This is a genomic window from Micromonospora sp. NPDC002411 (assembly GCF_053592955.1).
On record NZ_JBSFBM010000105.1, the window covers coordinates 1 to 19,552 of the forward strand.

Sequence of the window (19,552 nt, forward strand, 5' to 3'; positions counted from 1 at the left end):
CGCCGACCGCACCCACGAAGTCGCAGGCCGCCCCGGCCCGTGCGGCGGCGACCGCCTGGTTGGCGCCCTTGCCGCCGGGCACGGTCCGGAAGTTCTCGCCGAGCACCGTCTCGCCGGGGCGGGGCAGCCGCGACGTTGTGACCACCAGGTCCAGGTTGCTGCTGCCCACCACCGCCACGCGTGCGCTCATGCCACGCTCCCTTCCGTTCCACCCTGTTCCGCCAGGGCGAGGGTCCGCTGGGCCAGCTCGTCGAAGCCGATCCCGTCGAAGCCACCGATGCTGCTGGCCAGCCGGTTGCGCAGCGGCGCCACCCAGCGGGCCGGCAGTCCGGACGCGCCGGTGAGGGCACCGGTCACCGCACCGACGGTCGCGCCGGTCGAGTCGGTGTCCCAGCCGCCGCTGACCACCGCGGTGATGGACCGCTCCAGATCCCCCCGGCCGTACGCCAGCGCGGCGGCCACCAGCGCGGCGTTGTTGCGCACGTGCACCCAGTGCAGGTGGCCGTGCCGGGCGTACAGCTCGTCGACAACGGCCTCCCAGTCGTCGGTCCCCGCGCCGAGGGCGCGGGCCTCGCGGACCGTTGCCGCGAACCGGCTGCGCGGCGGCAGGATCGCCTCGGCGGCGTCCAGCACCTCGTCCACGGTGTCCGCGACCGGGGCTGCCGCGGCCAGCGCGGCGGCCCAGATCGCACCGTGCACCCCGCCCCGGACGTGACTGACGGCCGCGTCGCGCAACGCCAGCTCGGCGGCGCGGTCCGGCTGGCCGGGGTTGACCCAGCCGTACACGTCGGTGCGGATCTGCGCGCCGATCCACTCCCGGAACGGGTTGTGCCGGCGGGCACTCTGCGGCGGCGCGTACCCGAGGAGCAGGTTGCGGTACGCGACCCGCTCGGCGGTGAAGACCCGTCCGCCGGGGAGCCAGACCAGCCACGCCTGCGCCACGTCGGCGCTGGTGAAACCCCGACCGTGCGTCTCCAGCACCCGCAGGGCCAGCAGCGGGTAGTTCAGGTCGTCGTCCTCGGGCATCCCGTCGATGTTCTCGGCGAGGCTGGTCGGCGCGCTGCGCCGGTTCCACGGCCAGCGGGCGGCGACGTCGGCCGGGAGTCCCTTCGCGGTGAACCAGTCACGCAGCGGCCACCTGTCGGTAGCGACCAGGATCTCCCGGATCCCGTGGCGCGGGATCTTTTCCACCGGCTTGCCGAGCAGGCAGCCGGCCGCGCGGCCCAGCCAGGCGCCGTGCAACCGGTCGTAGCTCGCCTCGGTCGGCAGCGACCAACCGGCCGGCCAGCCGGCTTGCAGCGTGGCCAGGTCGTCCGGCTCGTCGGCGGCGTTGACGGTGGGCAGCGCGTCGGCGGCGTCCAGCAGCTCCACCGCGAGCGCCCGCAGGTCCGGTGCCGCCGGGTTCGGCGACGCCCCGCTGACCGGCGGGGTGAGGTCCCCGCCGGCCGCCGTCCAGCGCGCGGCGAGCGCGGCGACGTCGCGTCCCTCGTCCCGGCTGGCCGCCAGTTCGTGCGGCAGCAGGTCCTCCGGCTGCACCCAGGTGATCCTCACCGGGTCGGCTCCTGCGCCAGCGCGGCGAAGCGGTCGGCCCGTCGGGCGAACCGGGCCTGGTCGCGCTCGAAGACCTCGCCGGCCACCGCGGCGAGGACCCGGGCCGGCTCCACCAGGTCGGTCTTCGACGCGGTGGCGATCACCTCGGACCACTCCGCGGGCACCGCGTCCGCGCCGCCCAGCGCCCCGGCGATGGCGGCGGCCATGGTGGCTGTCGAGTCGGCGTCCCGGCCGTAGTTGACCGACCCGAGCACCGCCGCCCGGAAGTCACCGCCGGCCACCACGAGCATGCCGAGGGCCACCGGCAGCTCCTCGATGGCGTGCAGACGACTGGGCCGCCGCGCGCCCAACCCGGGACTGCGGTACTCCTCCCCCACCGTGTCGTAGGGGGCGACCGCCGCCCGCAGCGCCGGAATGGCCTGCTTCCAGTCGCTGTGGCCGCGAGCCTCCTTGACCACCGCGTCGATGGCCGCGCGGGTGCCGTCGCGGGCCAGGTCCAGGGCTGCGGCGACGACGTCCTCGACGCCCGCGCCGGGGGTCGCGGCCGCCGCGACCGATGCCGCGAAGACGGCGGCGGCCTCCCGCCCGTAGCTGTGCTGGTGCGCACCGGCGATCTCCACCGCCTCGGCGTACGCCCCGGCCGGGTCGCCCGCGTTGACGATGCCGACCGGCGCCATGTACATGGCCGCGCCACAGTTCACGATGTTGCCGACCCCGGCCTCACGCGGGTCGGCGTGGGCGTGGTGCAGACGGGTGACCAGCCACCGCTCGGCAGCGGCGAGCCGGTGGAAGGTCACCCCGTCGCGCTCCAGGTCGGGGATGTACACCACCCGCTCGATCAGGTCGGGAACCAACAGCTCCACCACGTCGTACGCGTCGAGGTGGTCCCGTTTGGCCGCGTACGCGCGGACCAGTGCGTGGGTCATCAACGTGTCGTCGGTGAGGTGCCCGTCGCCCTTGTGGTACGGAGCGAGCGGTCGCGCGGTGGCCCAGTCGGCGTGGTACGGGGGCACGATGCCCTCGACCCAGCCGCCGAAGCGCGCACGGATCTGCTCCGGCAGCGCCGTCTCGGTGGCCCCACCCAGGGCGTCTCCGACCGCGGCACCGACCAGGCAACCGACCGATGTGTCGAGCAAGAGTGACATGTCGTTACCTCGAAACCTGCTTGCCACCGTCGACCAACTGCGTACCGAGCTGATCGATGGTGATCTTGTTGGCGAAGTACTGCTGGAGAGCCGGGGTGGCGTACTTGGTCTTCCACTCCGGGTAGCCGTCGGCCTGCTGGAACGGGGCGACGGTCAGGTCCTTGGCGCTGGCCGCCGCGACGTCCCAGCCCTGCTTGCCGGCGGTCAGCTTGACCAGTTCCTCGTTGGCCTGCTTGCCGGTCGGCACCAGCCAGTCACCCTTGGCCAACGCGGCCATGTTGGTCGGGTTCAGGAAGTACTCGAGGAACTGCGCGGCCTGCTTCTTGTGCTTGCTGTCCGCGGAGACCGACAGCGTCTGCGGGTTGGCGGCCTGCTTGGCGGAGAGTCCCTTGAGCGGCGGCAGCGTGACCCACTCGAAGCCGGCCGGCGCCTGCTCGACCATCTGCTGACGCAGCGACACCGAGCCGGGCAGCATCGCGTACTTGCCGCCGAAGAAACCGGGCAGGGTGTCCGCGCCGCTCATGCCGAGCGCCTCCGGGGAGGCCGACTTGGTGGTGTAGAGCATGTCGTGGATCCGCTTCGGGATCTCCTTCTCCCCGTCACCGACCTTGACCTCGGCGCGCCGGCCGTCGCCGTAGAAGAACGTGCCGTCGTAGTTGAGCGCCAGGTTGAGCACCCGGTTGGTCGGCGACTTCAGCGCCCAGGCCGCGCCGTACTGGCCGGGCTTGGTGAGCTTCTGCGCGTTGGTCTGGAACTCGTCCCAGGTCCATCCGCTGTCGGCTGGCGGCACCGCTACACCGGCGGCGTCGAGCAGCTTCTTGTTGGCGATGACGACCTGCGACTCCAGCAGGAACGGCACGCCGGTGACCTTGCCGTCGACGGTGGCGGTGTCCCAGATGCCCTTGTCGATCTGACCCTTCAGGTCGTCGGAGACCAGGTCGGACAGGTCGGCCAGGTAGCCCTGCTTGCTGAACTCGCCGATCGAGGACGCCTCGTAGTGCACGATGTCCGGCGCGTCGCCCCCCTCGAACGACGTGAGGAGCTGGTCGTGCACGGAGTTCCAGTCACCCTGGACGTACTCGACCTGGATGTCCGGGTGTTCGGCGTTCCACGTGGCGACGAGGTCCTTGTTGACCTGGAGCGACTCCTTTTGCCAGGCGAGGCTGAGGAAGCGCAGCTTGACCGGGCCGGACGTGGCCTCGTCGCCGCCGCCGGCACCGCACGCGGTGAGCGCGCCGAGGGCGCCGGCCCGGATGCCGGCCGGTGACGCCGGGTCGAGGCGGTCCCACTCGGTCTCGGCGGTGAGGCCCTGCGCGGCCCGCAGCGTGTCCACCTGCTCGGTGCTGAGCAGCGCGGAATGGTTGCGCGGGTTGCCGGCGATGGGCAGACCCCAACCCTTCACTGTGTACGCGAAGACGACGCTGGGCCGGTCGGTGACCGCGTCGCACTGGGCGTACGCGTCGAGCATCGCCTGAAGGTCGTGCCCGCCCAGATCGGTGACGAGCGGGCCGAGGTCCTCGTCGGTGATGGCGGCGATCAGCTCGGCGATCCCGGCCGGAGCGCCGTCCAGGAACTGCTTGCGCAGGGCCGGGCCGGCCAACCCGAACAGCGACTGGTACTGCTCGTTGGGCATCGCGTCGATCCAGTCGCGCAGCGCCTCGCCACCCGGCCGGGCGTACGCCTCGGCGAGCTTACGGCCGTACTTGACCTCCACGACGTGCCATCCGGCCGCCTCGAACTGGCCGCGCCACTGGTTGATCCGGATGCCCGGCACCACCCGGTCCAGCGACTGGCGGTTGAAGTCGACGAGCCACATGACGTTGCCGAGCCCGGTGGTGGCCGGGTCGGCGACCGCCTCCCAGATGTTGCCCTCGTCCAGCTCGGCGTCGCCGATCAGCGCCACGAACCGGGAGTGCGGGCGGGCCCCGAAGTGCGCGTCGACGTAACGCCGGGTGGCGGCGGCGAAGAGCGGCGCCGCCGCGCCGAGGCCGACCGAACCGGTGGAGAAGTCCACCTCGTCCGGGTCCTTGGTGCGCGACGGGTACGACTGGAGGCCGCCACGGGCCCGCAGCCGGGGCAGGTAGGAGCGGTCCAGGTTGCCGAGCAGGTACTGGATGGCGTGGAACACCGGGGACGCGTGCGGCTTCACGGCGACCCGGTCCTCGGCGTCCAGGTGCGCGAACCAGAGCGCGGTCATCGCCGTGACCAGGGAGGCGCTGGACGCCTGGTGGCCGCCGACCTTCACACCGTCGCCGGTGGCCCGGTCGTGGTTGGCGGCGTCCACGATCCGGGTGGCGAGCCAGAGCACCCGCCGCTGGATCTCGTCGAGGACATCGAGGTCGTGCTGGGTCACGGTGGCTCCATCCGGGCGTCGCCGTTGACGCCCTCGCGAGGGGTGCGGGGTGGCCGCTCGGTCGGCAGGGGGTGGCGGAAGGCCGCCGCCGGGTCGCGGCGGCGGCCTTCTCCGGGTCGGTCTCTCAGCCCTGGACGCCGAGGCGCTCCAGGATCAGCTCACGCAGCGTCTTCGCGTCGGCCTGACCACGGGTGGTCTTCATGACCGCGCCGACCAGCGCGCCGACCGCGGCGACCTTGCCACTGCGGATCTTGTCGGCGATGCCGGGGTTCGCCGCGATCGCCTCGTCCACTGCGGCGGTCAGCGCGCCGGTGTCCGACACGACCTCCAGGCCCCGGCTGGTCATGATCTCGGTGGGCGAGCCCTCACCATCGACCACGCCCTCCAGCACCGTGCGGGCCATCTTGTCGTTGAGCTTGCCGGCGTCGACAAGCCCTTGAAGCTCGGCCACCTGGGCGGGGGTGGCGCCGATCTCGGCCAGCTCCACACCGCTCTCGTTGGCCCGGCGGGACAGCTCACCCAGCCACCACTTACGGGCCGCCGCAGGGGTGGTGCCGGCGGCCACGGTGGCCTCGATCAGCTCGACCGCGCCGGCGTTCAACACCGACTGCATGTCCAGGTCGGAGAGGCCCCACTGCTCCTGGAGCCGACGCCGGTGCACCCGGGGCAGCTCCGGCAGGGCGGCCTTCAGCTCGGCGACCCAGGCCGGGTCCGGGGCGATCGGCACCAGGTCCGGCTCCGGGAAGTACCGGTAGTCGGTGGCCGTCTCCTTCGAGCGACCCGGGGTGGTGTCACCGGTGTCCTCGTGGAAGTGGCGGGTCTCCTGAGTGATCCGGCCACCCGCGTCGAGCACCGACGCCTGCCGCAGCATCTCCGAGCGGACCGCCCGCTCCACCGACCGCAACGAGTTGACGTTCTTCGTCTCGGTACGGGTGCCCCACTCCGCGCCCGGCAGGTTCAGCGAGGTGTTCACGTCACACCGCAGCGAACCCTCCTCCATCCGCACGTCCGAGACGCCGAGGGTGCGGATCACGTCGCGCAGCTCGGCGACGTACGCCTTGGCCACCTCGGGGGCGAGCGCGCCGGTGCCCGTGATCGGCTTGGTCACGATCTCGACCAGCGGGATGCCGGCCCGGTTGTAGTCGACCAGCGACTCTGTCGCGCCGTGGATGCGGCCGGTGGCACCGCCGACGTGCAGCGTCTTGCCGGTGTCCTCCTCCAGGTGCACCCGCTCGATCTCGATCCGCACCGTCTCGCCGCCCACCTCGACGTCCAGGTAACCGTCGACGCAGATCGGCTCGTCGTACTGGCTGATCTGGAAGTTCTTCGGCATGTCCGGGTAGAAGTAGTTCTTCCGGGCGAACCGGCACCACTCGGCGATCGAGCAGTTCAACGCCAGACCGATCCGGATGATCGCCTCGATCGCCGCCTTGTTGGCCACCGGCAGCGAACCGGGCAGGCCCAGGCACACCGGGCAGACCCGGGTGTTCGGCTCGCCACCGAAGTCGGTCGGGCAACCGCACCACATCTTGGTGTTCGTGCCCAGCTCGACGTGGGTCTCCAGGCCGATCACCGGTTCGAAGCGCGCGACGACCTCGTCGTACGCGGGCAGTGTCGTGGTCATCTGGGCTCCTGCCTCACAACGTCGGTGGGGTGAACGTGCCGATGGCGGACTCCAGCGCGGCGGCCACCCGGTACATCCGGTCGTCGGCCATGGTCGGGGCCATCACCTGCAGACCGACGGGCAACCCCTCGGAGAGCCCGCAGGGCACCGAGATGCCCGGCCCGCCGTACAGGTTGGTCGGGATCGTGTACAGGTCGGCCAGGTACATCTGGTACGGGTCGGCGGTCCGCGCGCCCATCGGGAACGCCACCGACGGGGTGGTCGGCGAGATCAACGCGTCGACCTGCTCGAACGCGGCGGTGAAGTCCCGCGTGATGAGCGTCCGGACCTTCTGTGCCTGCCCGTAGTACGCGTCGTAGTAACCCGACGACAGCGCGTACGTGCCGATCATGATGCGGCGCTTGACCTCCGGGCCGAAGCCGGCCTCCCGGGTCAGCGACATGACCTCCTCCAGCGACCGGTTGCCGTCGTCGCCGACCCGCAGGCCGAACCGGACACCGTCGAACCGGGCCAGGTTGGAGGAGCACTCGCTCGGGGCGATCAGGTAGTACGCCGGCAGCGCGTACGCGAACGTCGGGCAGGACACCTCGACGATCTCCGCGCCCATCTTCGCGAGCGCGTCCACCGACTCACGGAACGCGGTCATCACACCCGGCTCGGCGCCCTCGCCGACGAACTCGCTGACGATGCCGAGCCGAACGCCGGTCAGGTCACCGGTCGCGCCGAGCTTCGCCGCCGCCACCACATCCGGAACCGGCTGCGGGATCGAGGTGGAGTCCCGGGGGTCGTGCCCGCCGATCACCTGGTGCAGCAGGGCGGCGTCGAGCACGTTGCGGGCGCACGGGCCGGGAGTGTCCAGCGACGAGGAGAAGGCGACCAGCCCGTAGCGGGAGGTGCCGCCGTAGGTGGGCTTCGCGCCCACGGTGCCGGTCACCGCGCCGGGCTGGCGGATCGAGCCGCCGGTGTCCGAGCCGATGGCCAGCGGCGCCTCGTACGCGGCCAGCGCGGCAGCGCTGCCACCACCCGAGCCGCCCGGGATCCGGGTCAGGTCCCACGGGTTGTGCGTCGGGCCGTACGCCGAGTATTCGGTGGAGGACCCCATGGCGAACTCGTCCATGTTGGTCTTGCCGAGCATCACGGTGCCGGCGTCGCGCAGACGCTGCACGATCGTCGCGTCGTACGGCGGGCGCCAACCCTCCAGGATCTTCGACCCCACTGTGGTCGGGACGCCCCGGGTGGCGAGCACGTCCTTCACCGCGACCGGCACACCCGCCAGCGGGCCCAACTCCTCGCCGGCTGCCCGCCGCTCGTCCACAGCGCGGGCCGCAGCGAGCGCGCCGTCGGTGTCGACGTGCAGGAAGGCGTGCACCCGGTCGTCGACGGCGGCGATCCGGTCCAGGTGGGCCTGGGTCACCTCGACGGCGGAGGTCTCGCCCCCGGCGACCAGGGACGCGATCTCCGTCGCGGTCATCTTGATCAAATCACTCATGAGGCCACGTCCTCGCTCAGGATCCGCGGTACGCGGAACCGCTGGTCCTCGGCGTCGGGTGCGCCCGAGAGCGCCTCCTCCGGGGTCAGGCACGGCGTGACGACGTCCTCGCGGAAGACGTTGGTCAGCGGCACCGAGTGCGAGGTCGGCGGGATGTCCGCGGCGGCGACCTCGCCGACCTGGGCGACTGCCTGGAGGATCACGTCGAGCTGGCCGGCGAACGTGTCCAGCTCCTCCTCGGTGACGGCGAGCCGCGACAGGCGCGCCAGGTGCGCGACCTCCTCGCGGGAGATGGCGGCCATCCGTGCCCCCTTCTGATGTCCTGCTGGTCGGCGGTGTGCCTGCCGCGCGGCGGGTGGAGCGTGACGCGCGGTGACCGGAGCGAGTCTATTGTTCCGCTCCGGTGCCGCGTCCCCGACTCCCCCTCCCGACAGCCGGGTCAGCGGGTGGGCCGGCGACCGGTGTCCGACTGCGGGGGGCCGCTCGGGCGCACCGGCCGGTACCGGGCCAGCCAGGTGACCAGTTCCTCGGCGGGCATGGGCCGGGCGTAGAACCAGCCCTGCGCGGCGTCGCAGCCGGCGGCGTGCAACATCCGCCAGGTCCGCTCGTCCTCGACGCCCTCGGCGACCACCCGCAGCCCCAACGCGCCGGCCAGCTCGATCATCGACCGGACGATCGCGGCGTCATCGTCGTCGTCGGCCATGCCGAGCACGAACGACCTGTCCACCTTCACCTCGGACAGCGGCAACCGGCGCAGGTGTTGCAGGGAGGAGTAGCCGGTGCCGAAGTCGTCCAGCGCGATGGCCACGCCGATCCGGTGCAGGTGGGAGATGGTGGCCAGCACCCGGCGCGGGTCGGCCATCAGGGCACCTTCGGTGATCTCCACCTGCAACCGCTCGGCCGGCACCTGGTAGCGGGACAGCCGGTCGGCGATCTGGTCGGCGATCTCGCCGGTGTGCAGGTCCCGCACGCTCACGTTCAGCGCCGCGCGCAGGCCGATGCCGGCCGCCGACCACTTGGCGAGTTGCTCCACGACGTCGTCGACGACCCGGCGGGTGAGGAGGCGCATCACCGCGCTCTGCTCGGCGACCCGGATCAGCTCCTCCGGGTCGACCATGCCCCGGCGGGGGTGCCGCCACCGCAGCAGCGCCTCGACCCCGACCACCTCACCGGTAGCGATGGCGATCTGCGGCTGGTAGTACATCGTGATTTCCCCGGCGTCGTCGGGCGCGTTCCCGTCCACGTGCGCCCACCCGGTCGATCCGGGCGCCTGCCCCGTCGTGCCCGGTCCGGTGTCACGTCGTGGCCAGGGACCACCGTTGCCCCTGGCGGGGAGCACGCCTGCGTTCGGCACCCGGCGGCCGTTGCCCGCTCCGGCCCGTCGCTCCCGGGTCGAACCCGAGCGGGTGCCGGCGACCGAGGCACGGGAGCTTCGGCCCCGGATCGGGTCGGCCCCGGTGGCGATCCGGTTGATCAGCTCGTCGGCGTGCACCAGCTCGGCGTCGTTGCGGCGACGGCGCCCCCACCAGCGGGGACCGGCCGGTGGCGCGGTGGCGACCGCCGATGCCGGCTCCGCGTGTGGTGTGGGCTCGGCCGGGGACCCGAGGGGCAGCGCCGCCCCGTCACCGCCGCGCACCTCGGCCGTCGCGCCCAGGGGTACGTCGACCCGCTCGACGCCGCTCGGCACGAAGTCCCGGCCGTTCCCGTCGGCCTGCTCGACCGCGCCCTCGCCGTAACCGTGCATCTCCTGCTCGGCGGCGAACGGCTCGGTGGCCTGCCCCTCCCGCTCGGCGGCGAGCGGCTCGTCCGTCGACGGGCTGGATTCCAGCACCCGGCGCAGGTCAGCGAGGAGGCCGAGTCGCTCGGCGGAGTTGTGGTCAGACTCGGGAGCATAGACGGCGACAGTGTCGTTGCGGTGCTTGGCGTCGTACATCGCCACGTCGGCGTGGCGCATCAACGTGGCGAAGTCCTCGCCGTGTTCAGGGAAGAGCGCGATCCCGATCGAACCGCCGACGTCCAACGGCAGCCCGTCGAGTGGCACCGGCTCGGCCAGCGCCTGGACCACCCGGTCGGCCAACTCCCGTGCCTGACCGACGTCGGTCAGGCCGGTCATCACGATGGCGAACTCGTCGCCGCCGAGACGGGCGATCATCTGTGGCCGGGGCTGCACGTCGGCGAGCCGGGCGCTGACCTCGACCAGGAGCCGGTCGCCCACCGCGTGACCGAGGGCGTCGTTGACGTTCTTGAAACGGTCAAGGTCGATCAGGAGCAGGGCCAGTTGACCGTCGGGCTCGCCACGGGCGGTCCGCTCGGCGTGCAGGTGCACCTGCTCGGCCACCTCGGCCAGCAGCGCCTTGCGGTTGGGAAGCCCGGTCAGCGGGTCGGCGGCGGCGAGGTGCTGCTGCTCGACCGTCAGCCGGGCCATCCGGTAGACCGCGAACAGCGGCACCAGCACCAGCGGGATCAACGCCGCGCTGACCCGGGCTGCGGCGACCAGCACCGGGGCGAGCAGCAACAGCGAACCGGTGGAGAGCAACTCGAAGCCCAGGCCCTGACGGAGGGTCGGCCACCACCGGTCGCCGAAACGCAACCGCACCGCCCAGCTGACCAGCCCGTAGTTGACGACGAACCACGCCAGCGTGGCACCGCCGACAGCGGCCACGTCGGTCCCGTGCAGACGACCGCCGGAGAAGATGGTGCCCGGGCCGAGCTGGATCACCCCGTACGCGGCGGCGAGGGCGCACGCGTACTGGCCGACGTTGAACGCGGTCCGCCAGGCCGCGTGTCGCATCCGCCAACCGGAGACGATCACCCCGACCGCCTGTACCACCACGGCGGGGCCGAGGCCCCAGCCGAGCAGGATCGCGAAGGTGAAGCAGGTGGACGGAAACACCGCTGAGGTCTGCCGACGCCCCGGCGGGACGAACGGCCGGGCGTCGCACACCACAGCGAGCACGGCCATCGTCCAGAACGCCACCGGCAGCCCGGAGACCTCGCCGGGAAGCTTCGCCAGCGGCACGGCGGCGGTCAGCGCGGCGACCACCAGGATGCCGACGACGAAGGTGGCGAACGGCGTCGCCCGCCCCGGGGGGAGCGAGTTGCGTGGATCGGCGGCCTCCACCACACCTCCCGACGACCGTCGGCGTGCCGCTGCGGTACGCCGTGACCCAATGAAACGCCCTCAGCCCCCGGTTTCCCGGTATGACAGTCACGAATCGGTCGTAGTCGTAATTAAGTTGGTATACGCCGCCAGTCGTCTCCGCAACCGTGCCGCCGGAATCACTCGCCGAACTGGGCGACCTCCCGCGCGGCGTCCGGACCCGCGTCCAGCAGCAGCCGGAACCCGTCCTCGTCCAGCACCGGCACCTTGAGGCTCGCCGCCTTGTCGGCCTTGGACCCGGGGTTGTCCCCCACGACCACGAAGCTGGTCTTCTTGGAGACCGACCCGCTGAGCTTGCCGCCCCGGCTCTGCACGGCCTCGGCGGCCTGGTCCCGGGAGAAGCCGGCCAGTGTGCCGGTCACCACCACTGTCAACCCCTCCAACGGGCGCGGACCCTCGTCGACCGCCTCCTCCGCCATCCGTACGCCCGCCTCGGCCCACTTGCGGACGACCTCCCGGTGCCAGTCCACAGCGAACCACTCGCGGATGCTGGCCGCGATGGTCGGACCGACCCCGTCAACGGAGGACAGCTCCTCCTCGCTGGCCGCATCGATGGCCTCCATCGAGCGGAAGTGCCGGGCGAGCGCCTGCGCGGCGGTGGGGCCGACATGGCGGATGGAGAGCGCCACCAACACCCGCCACAGGTCACGCTCACGGGCGACCGCCAGATTGTCCAACAACTTGACCGCGTTGCTGCCCAGCGTGCCGTCCTTGTTGACGAAGAACGGGGACCGGGACAACTGCTCGGCGTCGAGCTGGAAGAGGTCGCCCTCATCGGCGATGACGTCCGCGTCCAACAGGGCTGCCGCACCCTTGTAGCCGAGAACCTCGATGTCGAACGCGCCGCGACCGGCGAGGTGGAACACCCGCTCCCGCAGCTGGGCCGGACAGCTGCGGGTGTTGGGGCAGCGGATGTCGATGTCGCCCTCCTTGGCCGGCGCGAGCGGGGTGCCGCACGCCGGGCAGGTGGTCGGCATGACGAACGGCCGGGCGTCGGCGGGTCGCAGGTCGACGACCGGGCCGAGCACCTCGGGGATCACGTCGCCGGCCTTGCGCAGGACCACCGTGTCGCCGATGAACACGCCCTTGCGTTCGACCTCACGGGCGTTGTGCAGGGTGGCCAGCGCGACGGTCGAGCCGGCGACCCGCACCGGTTCGAGCACGGCGAACGGGGTGACCCGACCGGTGCGCCCCACGTTGACGTCGATGTCGAGCAGCTTGGTGGTGACCTCCTCCGGCGGGTACTTGAAGGCGATCGCCCATCGCGGCGCGCGGCTGGTCGAGCCCAGCCGGCCCTGGATGGACACCGGGTCGACCTTGACCACGACCCCGTCGATCTCGTGCTCGACGTCGTGGCGGTGCTCGGCGTAGTAGGCGATGTATTCGGCCACGCCGGCCAGATCCCTGACGACCCGCCACCGGTCACTGGTCGGCAGCCCCCACGCCTTCAGGGCCGCGTACGACTCGGACTGGGCGGTGGGCTGGAACCCCCGGCGGGCGCCGATGCCGTGCACCACCAGGCGCAGCGGTCGGGAGGCGGTGATCCGTGGGTCCTTCTGCCGAAGGCTGCCCGCGGCGGCGTTGCGGGGGTTGGCGAACGGCGCCTTGCCCTGCTCCACCAGGCCCGCGTTGAGGTCGGCGAACGCGGCGACCGGGAAGTAGATCTCGCCCCGGACCTCCACCAGCTCGGGCACGTCCGGGAAGTCGGCCGACGCGGTGAGTTGGCCGGGCACGTCGCGGATGCTGCGCACGTTGGCGGTGACGTCCTCGCCGGTGCGGCCGTCACCCCGGGTGGCCGCACGGACCAGCCGGCCCTTCTCGTAGGTCAGGTTGATCGCCAGCCCGTCGACCTTCAACTCGCACAGGTAGGGCACCGCGCCACCGGCGTCCCGCTCGACCCGCTCGGCCCACGCCGCCAACTCCTCGTCGGCGAACGCGTTGTCGAGCGACAGCATCCGCTCGGCGTGGGTGACCGGGGTGAAGTCGGTGGAGAACGTGCCACCCACCCGTTGGGTCGGCGAGTCGGGCGTCCGCAGCGCCGGGAACTCCGCCTCCAGTGCCTCCAGCTCGCGCAACTGCCTGTCGAACTCGGAGTCGGTGATGGTCGGCGAGTCCAACACGTAGTAGCGGTATTGGTGCTCGGTCAGCTCCTGGCTGAGCGTGGCGTGCCGCTCCCGGGCCTGCGGCGTGGGCTCTGCCCCGGCCGCCGCCTCCTGAGCCGGGCTGACCTGCTGACCGATCTGTTCCTCGGACACACCGCCACCTTCGGACACGCCTGCGACCTCCCTGATCACGCTACTCCGGCACGGTATCGGGCCGGTGGGACAATCCGGCGTCCGCCCGCGCCGGAAGCGACGCCGCCCTCACCCGCTTTCGGTGATCGACTCCACATCGGCGACCTGGTGCCTTCCCACCGCCCCGACACCCCCACCTCGCCGACCTGGAGTCGATCACCGAGCCAGGGCACCCCGGGTGGTGGGGACGCTCCGGCGTTGTCGGCGGGCGGCCTGGGCGGCGGCGTGCGACGATCGCCGGACGGTGCGACCCTCGGGGTCGCCGAGAGGCGGAGGTACGGATGCCCGAGGCGCTGCTCTGGGCGGTGGCGATCCTGCTGGCGGTTGCCGCCGGTTGGGCGTGGAACAGTTGGCGGCACCGTGTGTCGACCCGCCCTCCGGGCAGCCCGGACCGGCGCGCCCCGGACCGCCCCGGCGGTCGGCGTCCGGCTCCGCCCCGACCACGCAGCACCGACCGGCCGGCCAAGCCCCGCCCGCGCGACTCCGACCGGCACGAAGCCCCGGCACCCGGCGAGATCTGGTGGGCCGACGTGCCGTACGCCGATGGCACCGGATCGAAGGTGCGCCCATGCCTGGTGCTTCGTGCCGACTCCCGGGGCGCCGACGTCCTGAAGATCACCAGCCAGGACAAGAGCGACCGGGACGACCACGTGCGGATCCCCACCCGGGACTGGGACCCTGGCGCGGAGCACGACAGCTACCTCAGCCTGACCGAGCCCATCCGCCTCAGCTCGGCCGCCTTCGCCGACCACGCCGGCCGCTGCGACGCCGACCTGTGGAAGAAGGTCCGCAGCCTGCGGCACCTGCCCACCGCCTGACCACCCCGTCGCGCCAGCCCTGACCCTGGGGGCTGATCCACTCGGGTTCCTGAAAAACGTGCCATCACATGCCCCGCGATGCCCCGACTTCCAGGAACCCGAGTCGATCACAGGCACCGACCGGGCAGGCGGACCTCGCACGCGGCCCAGCCGGGCCGACCCCGGCACGCGGAAGGTCAGTCCCAGGTCGCGCCGAGGGTGGCGAGTTGGTCGGCGTACTCGATGCGGTCCGCCCACCCGGTCGGCCAGGCGGCCATCCCGACCGCCGCGCCCACGAACGCGCCGGCCAGGGCGGCGATCGAGTCAGAGTCGCCGGCGGTGGTCGCGCCCCGGGCCAGGACGGTGACCGGGTCGTCGGCGTGCCGTACGGCGCAGAGCAGCGCGGTGGCCAGCGCCTCCTCGGCGACCCAGCCCTCTCCGGTGGCCCGGCACGGGTCACCGCCGTCGTCCGGCTGCCCCAGCGCGTCCACCAGTCGACCCAGCACCGCCAGGCACTCGTCCCAGCCCCGGGCGATGAACTCCTCCGGAGAACGCGAACCGGGGCGCTGCCACAGGTCACCCAGCCACTGCTCCCGGTAGACCAGGCGCTGGGACCACGCCCGCTCGATGAGCAGCGCGGGCACCTCGGGCAGTGTGGCGCCCGCGCGTAGCGCGAAGACCGCGTACGCGGTCAGCTCGCTGGCGGTCAGCCCGGTCGGGTGACCGTGGGTCAGCCCGGCCTGCAACTGGGCGAGCCCGGCCAGCGTGTCCAGGTCGACGTCGAGCAGGCCGACCGGGGTGACCCGCATGTTGGCCCCGCAGCCCTTCGACCCGGCCACTGTCGCTTCCTGCCAGCGCACCCCACGGCTCAGCTCGGCGCAGGCGCGCAGGCAGGTCATGCCCGGAGCGCGGTTGTTGTCCGGGCTGACCGACCAGGCCATGAAGCGTCGCCGCAGCAGAGGCTCCACCGCCTCCGGCGTGAACGACGGCGCTTCGTGCAGCGCCCAGCCAACGGCGAGCGCCATCTGGGTGTCGTCGGTGACCAGGGCCGGCTCGCCGGACAGCTCGCGGGGACCTGCCGGACCGTAGCGGTGCTCGATCTCGGCTACGGTCAGGAACTCGGTCGGCTTGCCCAGCGCGTCACCGTAGGCGAGGCCGAAGAGCGAACCGGAGGCACGCAGCGCGGGGGTGTGGATCACGGCGGCCATCATGCCCCGCAGCCGCAACCCACGCCGAGGTCAGTCCCAGCAGAGACAGAACGGGTGGCCGGCCGGATCGGCGTAGACCCGGAAACCCTCGCCCTCGCCCGGCAGTCGACGGGCACCGAGCGCGAGCGCCGCCTTCTCCGCGCTCTCGATGTCGTCCACCGTCACATCCAGGTGGAACTGCTGAGGGCGCTCCGGGTCCGGCCAGGCCGGTGACCGCAGGTTGAGCGCCTGCTGGAAGGCGAGACGAGGCTGGTGCCCGGGCGGACCGCCCAGCACCACCCAGTCGTCGTCGGAGTCACCCTCGGCGAAGGGGATGCCGAGCAGCTCGGCGTAGAACGCCGCCAGCGCCCGCGGATCCGGGCAGTCGATCACCACTGAACGCAGCTGTCCAATCATGACCGTCATCCTGCCCAGCGGGTACGACAGGAAACCTCAGACCTCGGCGAGCCTCCGGCCGGCGTCCCGGCAGGCCGCGAGCACCGCCCGCGCGTACTCCGGGGTGGCACCGGCGAGACCGCAGGCCGGAGTGACCACCACCTGCTGGGCCAGCTGTCGGCGGGGGAAGCCGAGGCGGTCCCAGAGCTGGCGTACCCGGTCGGCGATCTGCGCGGAGGTCGGAGCGCGACCGGCCGACGGCGGTCGGGTCGGCGCGGCCCCGGCCAGCAACCCGAGGCCGGCGTCGATCGCCTCGCCCAGCGGGTCCAGGTCGGTGACGAGGTCCAGGTCGAGGGCGACAGCGACGGCACCGGTGGAGCGGATCAGCTCCAGCGGTACGTCCGGGGCGCAGCAGTGCACGAGCGTCGGCACGCCGACCGCCTCGACGACAGTGCGCAGCAGCGCGGCGGCGTCCACCGAGTCGACCGCCCGGTACGCGCCGAACCCGCTCTCGGTCGGCACCCGCCCGGCCAGCACGACCGGCAGCGACGGTTCGTCCACCTGGAGCACCACCGACGCCCGGGGCAGCCGCCGGGCCACCGCCGCGACGTGCTCGCGCAGCCCTTCGGCGAGGGAACCGGTCAGATCGCGGACCGCGCCAGCGTCGCGCAACAGGCGGCCGCCGATCGGCAGCTCCAGGGAGGCGGCAAGCGTGAGCGGACCAGCGGCCTGCACCTTGATCGGCCCGGCGTACTCCTCGGCCTGCTCGGCGAGCTGGTCCAGGTCGCGTTCCATGAGGTCGAGGGCCCGGCGCAGGTCGCGGCCCGGGCGCGGGGCGACCCGCCACCGGCCGGCGTACACCTCGACGGGCAGGTCGACCAGCAAGCCGGCGGAACGGCCGATCAGGTCCGCGCCAGGGCCACGGGCCGGCAGTTCGGGCAGGTGGGGCAGGTCCGGAAGCTCACCGAGGACCACCCGCTGGGCCTCGCCGATGTCGGTGCCGGGCAGCGAACCGATTCCGGTTGCCGAACCCGCCGGCCAGGGCCACGCCTGATCTGTCACGGGCGAAGGCTATCCCGCGGGCACCTGGGCCGTGCGGTCAGCCGGTGATGGTCGCCGAGCCGAGGACCACGTCACCGGCCGGGTCCGGCCGGTACGCGACCAGCGCCTGACCGGCGGCGACGCCGCGTACCGGCTGGCGCAGCTCGGCGTGCAGCAGGTCACCGTCGAGGGCGACCGTGGCGGGCACCACGCTGCCGTGTGCGCGCAACTGCACCTCGCACTCCACCGGGGAGTCCGGAAGCGCGCCGCCGGTCCAGACCGGACGAACGGCACGGACCTCGGACACCTCCAACGCCTCGGCCGGGCCGACGGTCACCGTGTTGGTCTTCGGGGTGATGGAGAGCACGTAGCGCGGCCGGCCGTCCGGGGCGGGCCGGTCCAGGTGCAGCCCGCGACGCTGCCCCACCGTGTACGCGTACGCGCCGCTGTGGCTGCCGACCACCGCGCCGGTGCTCGCGTCCACCACGTCGCCGGGCGCCTCGCCGAGCCGGCCGGCCAGGAAGCCACGGGTGTCACCGTCGGCGATGAAGCAGATGTCGTGCGAGTCGGGCTTGTCGGCGACCGCCAGGCCACGCTCGGCGGCTTCCGCGCGGACCTGCGCCTTGGTCGAGTCGCCCAGCGGGAAGATCGACCGGTCCAGCTGCTCGCGGGTGAGCACGGCCAGCACGTACGACTGGTCCTTGGCCACGTCGACACTGCGCCGCAGCAGCCCGTCGGAGCCGAGCCGGGCATGGTGCCCGGTCACCACCGCGTCGAAGCCCAGCGCCACCGCCCGGTCCAGCACCGCCGCGAACTTGATCTTCTCGTTGCAGCGCAGGCAGGGGTTCGGCGTGCGGCCGGCAGCGTACTCGGCGACGAAGTCGTCCACCACGTCCTCGTGGAAGCGGTCGGCCATGTCCCACACGTAGAAGGGGATGCCGATCACGTCGGCGGCCCGGCGGGCGTCCCGGGAATCCTCCAGGGTGCAGCAGCCGCGCGCCCCGGTCCGATAGGTCTGTGGGTTGCGGGCCAGCGCCAGGTGCACGCCTGTCACGTCGTGCCCGGCCGCCACCGCCCGCGCCGCCGCCACGGCCGAGTCAACCCCGCCCGACATCGCCGCCAGAACCCTCACCGGCCCACTCCCTTCCCCGTTCCCGGGACAACCCTATCCACCAGCCCGGGCAAGCCCCGGGGACCGGGTCAGCGGGGAGTACGGAGGGCGGCGGCGCGGCGGGCCCGCTCGACAGCTGCCGGAAGGGCCGCCACGACGGCGTCGACGTCGGCCTGGGTGCTCGTGTGGCCCAGGGAGAAGCGCAGCGAGGATCGGGCGCGGTCGTCGTCGGCGCCCATCGCCAGGAGTACGTGCGACGGCTGGGCCACCCCCGCTGAGCAGGCTGAACCCGTCGAGCAGGCGATCCCCTGCGCGTCGAGCAGCAGGAGCAGCGCGTCGCCTTCGGAGCCCGGGAAGGAGAAGTGCGCGTTGCCGGGCAGCCGGTCGGCGGGGTCACCGTTGTAGATCACCTCGGGCACCGCCCGACGTACCCGCTCGATCAGGTCGTCGCGGAGTGCGGCCACCCGGGCCGCGTACTCCTGCTGGCCCTTCACCGCCGCCTCGACGGCGACCGCGAAGGCGACGATGCCTGCGGTGTCCAGGGTGCCGGAGCGGATGTCACGTTCCTGGCCGCCACCGTGCAGCAGCGGCGTGGCCGCCACGTCCCGGGCCAGCAGCAGTGCGCCCACCCCGGCCGGGCCGCCCAGCTTGTGCCCGGTGACGGTCAGCGCGGCGACCCCGCTGGCGGCGAAGTCGACGGGCACCTGACCGACCGCCTGGATGGCGTCGGTGTGGAACGGCACACCGTGTTCGGCGGCGACGGCGGCCAGCTCGGCGACCGGTTGGACGGTGCCCACCTCGTTGTTCGCCCACATCGCGGTGACGACTGCCACCCGGTCGGCGTGCGCGGACAACTCGGCGCGCAGGTCCTCCGGGTCGAGCCGACCGACGGCGTCCACCGGGAGCAGACCGACCTCGGCGCCCTCGTGCTGCGCCAACCAGTCGACCGCGTCCAGCACCGCGTGGTGCTCGACGGCGCTGGAGACCACCCGGCGGCGGTCGGCGCCGGCATCTCGGCGAGCCCAGAAGATGCCCTTGACCGCGAGGTTGTCGCTTTCGGTGCCGCCACCGGTGAAGATCACCTCGGAGGGTCGTGCGCCCAGCACCGCGGCCACCCGTTCACGCGACTCTTCGACCCGGCGGCGGGCACGGCGGCCCGACGCGTGCAGGGAGGACGCGTTGCCGACCTCGCGGGCGGTAGCGACGTACGCCTCCAGTGCCTCGTCGAGCATCGGAGTCGTCGCCGCGTGATCCAGGTAAGCCATCACCGTTCAGCGTACGGCCGACACGTCGGGGGCCGGATGCCGGAGTGGCTTCACGCCATGTGCCGGGGTGGGACTCCCCACCGCCGGTGTCGACCAGGGTCTGCAGCAGCCGCTCCATCACGACCTGGGCGCGGGCCGA

General features: G+C 72.7%; 15 protein-coding genes. 1 reads left to right on the top strand and 14 read right to left on the bottom strand.

Annotated elements, in window-relative coordinates:
• The 9 genes from ACWCO3_RS14935 to ligA all read right to left on the bottom strand — a co-directional run.
• Positions 1-190: PfkB family carbohydrate kinase (locus ACWCO3_RS14935; RefSeq protein ID WP_450010383.1), on the bottom strand; the 190-nt coding region annotated here is incomplete at its 3' end.
• Complete coding sequence (locus ACWCO3_RS14940) at positions 187-1,551, bottom strand: ADP-ribosylglycohydrolase family protein (protein ID WP_450010385.1); 1,365 nt, start codon at positions 1,549-1,551, stop codon at positions 187-189. The genes ACWCO3_RS14940 and ACWCO3_RS14935, both read right to left, overlap by 4 nt.
• The gene (locus ACWCO3_RS14945; protein ID WP_358167972.1) at positions 1,548-2,696 is read right to left on the bottom strand and encodes an ADP-ribosylglycohydrolase family protein; all 1,149 of its coding nucleotides are present in this window, start codon (positions 2,694-2,696) and stop codon (positions 1,548-1,550) included. The genes ACWCO3_RS14940 and ACWCO3_RS14945 overlap by 4 nt, the downstream gene beginning before the upstream one ends.
• A gap of 4 nt (positions 2,697-2,700) precedes the next feature.
• Complete coding sequence (locus tag ACWCO3_RS14950) at positions 2,701-5,049, bottom strand: extracellular solute-binding protein (RefSeq protein WP_450010388.1); 2,349 nt, start codon at positions 5,047-5,049, stop codon at positions 2,701-2,703.
• 124 nt (positions 5,050-5,173) lie between these two features.
• Positions 5,174-6,673, bottom strand: coding sequence for an Asp-tRNA(Asn)/Glu-tRNA(Gln) amidotransferase subunit GatB (gene gatB, locus ACWCO3_RS14955; RefSeq protein WP_145785165.1), 1,500 nt, complete (start codon positions 6,671-6,673; stop codon positions 5,174-5,176).
• Positions 6,674-6,686: 13 nt separating this feature from the next.
• Positions 6,687-8,162 carry an Asp-tRNA(Asn)/Glu-tRNA(Gln) amidotransferase subunit GatA gene (gatA, locus tag ACWCO3_RS14960; RefSeq protein WP_145785166.1) on the bottom strand — a complete coding sequence of 492 codons (1,476 nt, stop codon included), beginning with the start codon at positions 8,160-8,162 and terminating at the stop codon, positions 6,687-6,689.
• Positions 8,159-8,464, bottom strand: a complete 306-nt coding sequence (gene gatC / locus ACWCO3_RS14965; RefSeq protein WP_145785167.1) for an Asp-tRNA(Asn)/Glu-tRNA(Gln) amidotransferase subunit GatC — start codon at positions 8,462-8,464, stop codon at positions 8,159-8,161. Before gatC ends, gatA begins: the two co-directional genes overlap by 4 nt.
• A gap of 137 nt (positions 8,465-8,601) precedes the next feature.
• Positions 8,602-11,283 carry a putative bifunctional diguanylate cyclase/phosphodiesterase gene (locus tag ACWCO3_RS14970; RefSeq protein ID WP_450010391.1) on the bottom strand — a complete coding sequence of 894 codons (2,682 nt, stop codon included), beginning with the start codon at positions 11,281-11,283 and terminating at the stop codon, positions 8,602-8,604.
• Positions 11,284-11,441: 158 nt separating this feature from the next.
• Entirely contained in the window at positions 11,442-13,577 is a 2,136-nt protein-coding gene (gene ligA, locus ACWCO3_RS14975; protein ID WP_145785169.1) for an NAD-dependent DNA ligase LigA, read from the bottom strand.
• Between the two features lie 320 nt (positions 13,578-13,897).
• Here ligA and ACWCO3_RS14980 point away from each other — a divergent pair, with 320 nt between their 5' ends.
• Complete coding sequence (locus ACWCO3_RS14980; RefSeq protein ID WP_450010392.1) at positions 13,898-14,434, top strand: type II toxin-antitoxin system PemK/MazF family toxin; 537 nt, start codon at positions 13,898-13,900, stop codon at positions 14,432-14,434.
• Between the two features lie 176 nt (positions 14,435-14,610).
• On the opposite strand, the gene ACWCO3_RS14985 is transcribed toward ACWCO3_RS14980, so the two are convergent.
• The 5 genes from ACWCO3_RS14985 to ACWCO3_RS15005 form a co-directional block, all read right to left on the bottom strand.
• Entirely contained in the window at positions 14,611-15,621 is a 1,011-nt protein-coding gene (locus ACWCO3_RS14985; protein ID WP_450010396.1) for an ADP-ribosylglycohydrolase family protein, read from the bottom strand.
• A 30-nt stretch (positions 15,622-15,651) separates the two neighbouring features.
• A complete protein-coding gene (locus tag ACWCO3_RS14990; RefSeq protein WP_208745090.1) occupies positions 15,652-16,017 on the bottom strand; it encodes a VOC family protein in 366 nt (121 codons plus the stop codon).
• Between the two features lie 36 nt (positions 16,018-16,053).
• Positions 16,054-17,058, bottom strand: coding sequence for a uroporphyrinogen decarboxylase/cobalamine-independent methonine synthase family protein (locus ACWCO3_RS14995; RefSeq protein ID WP_145785173.1), 1,005 nt, complete (start codon positions 17,056-17,058; stop codon positions 16,054-16,056).
• Between the two features lie 37 nt (positions 17,059-17,095).
• Positions 17,096-18,169, bottom strand: coding sequence for a tRNA 2-thiouridine(34) synthase MnmA (gene mnmA, locus ACWCO3_RS15000; protein WP_208745091.1), 1,074 nt, complete (start codon positions 18,167-18,169; stop codon positions 17,096-17,098).
• Between the two features lie 68 nt (positions 18,170-18,237).
• Positions 18,238-19,413 (bottom strand): cysteine desulfurase family protein, encoded by a 1,176-nt coding sequence (locus ACWCO3_RS15005; protein WP_145785174.1) that lies wholly within the window; start codon positions 19,411-19,413, stop codon positions 18,238-18,240.
• Positions 19,414-19,552: the final 139 nt, after the last annotated feature.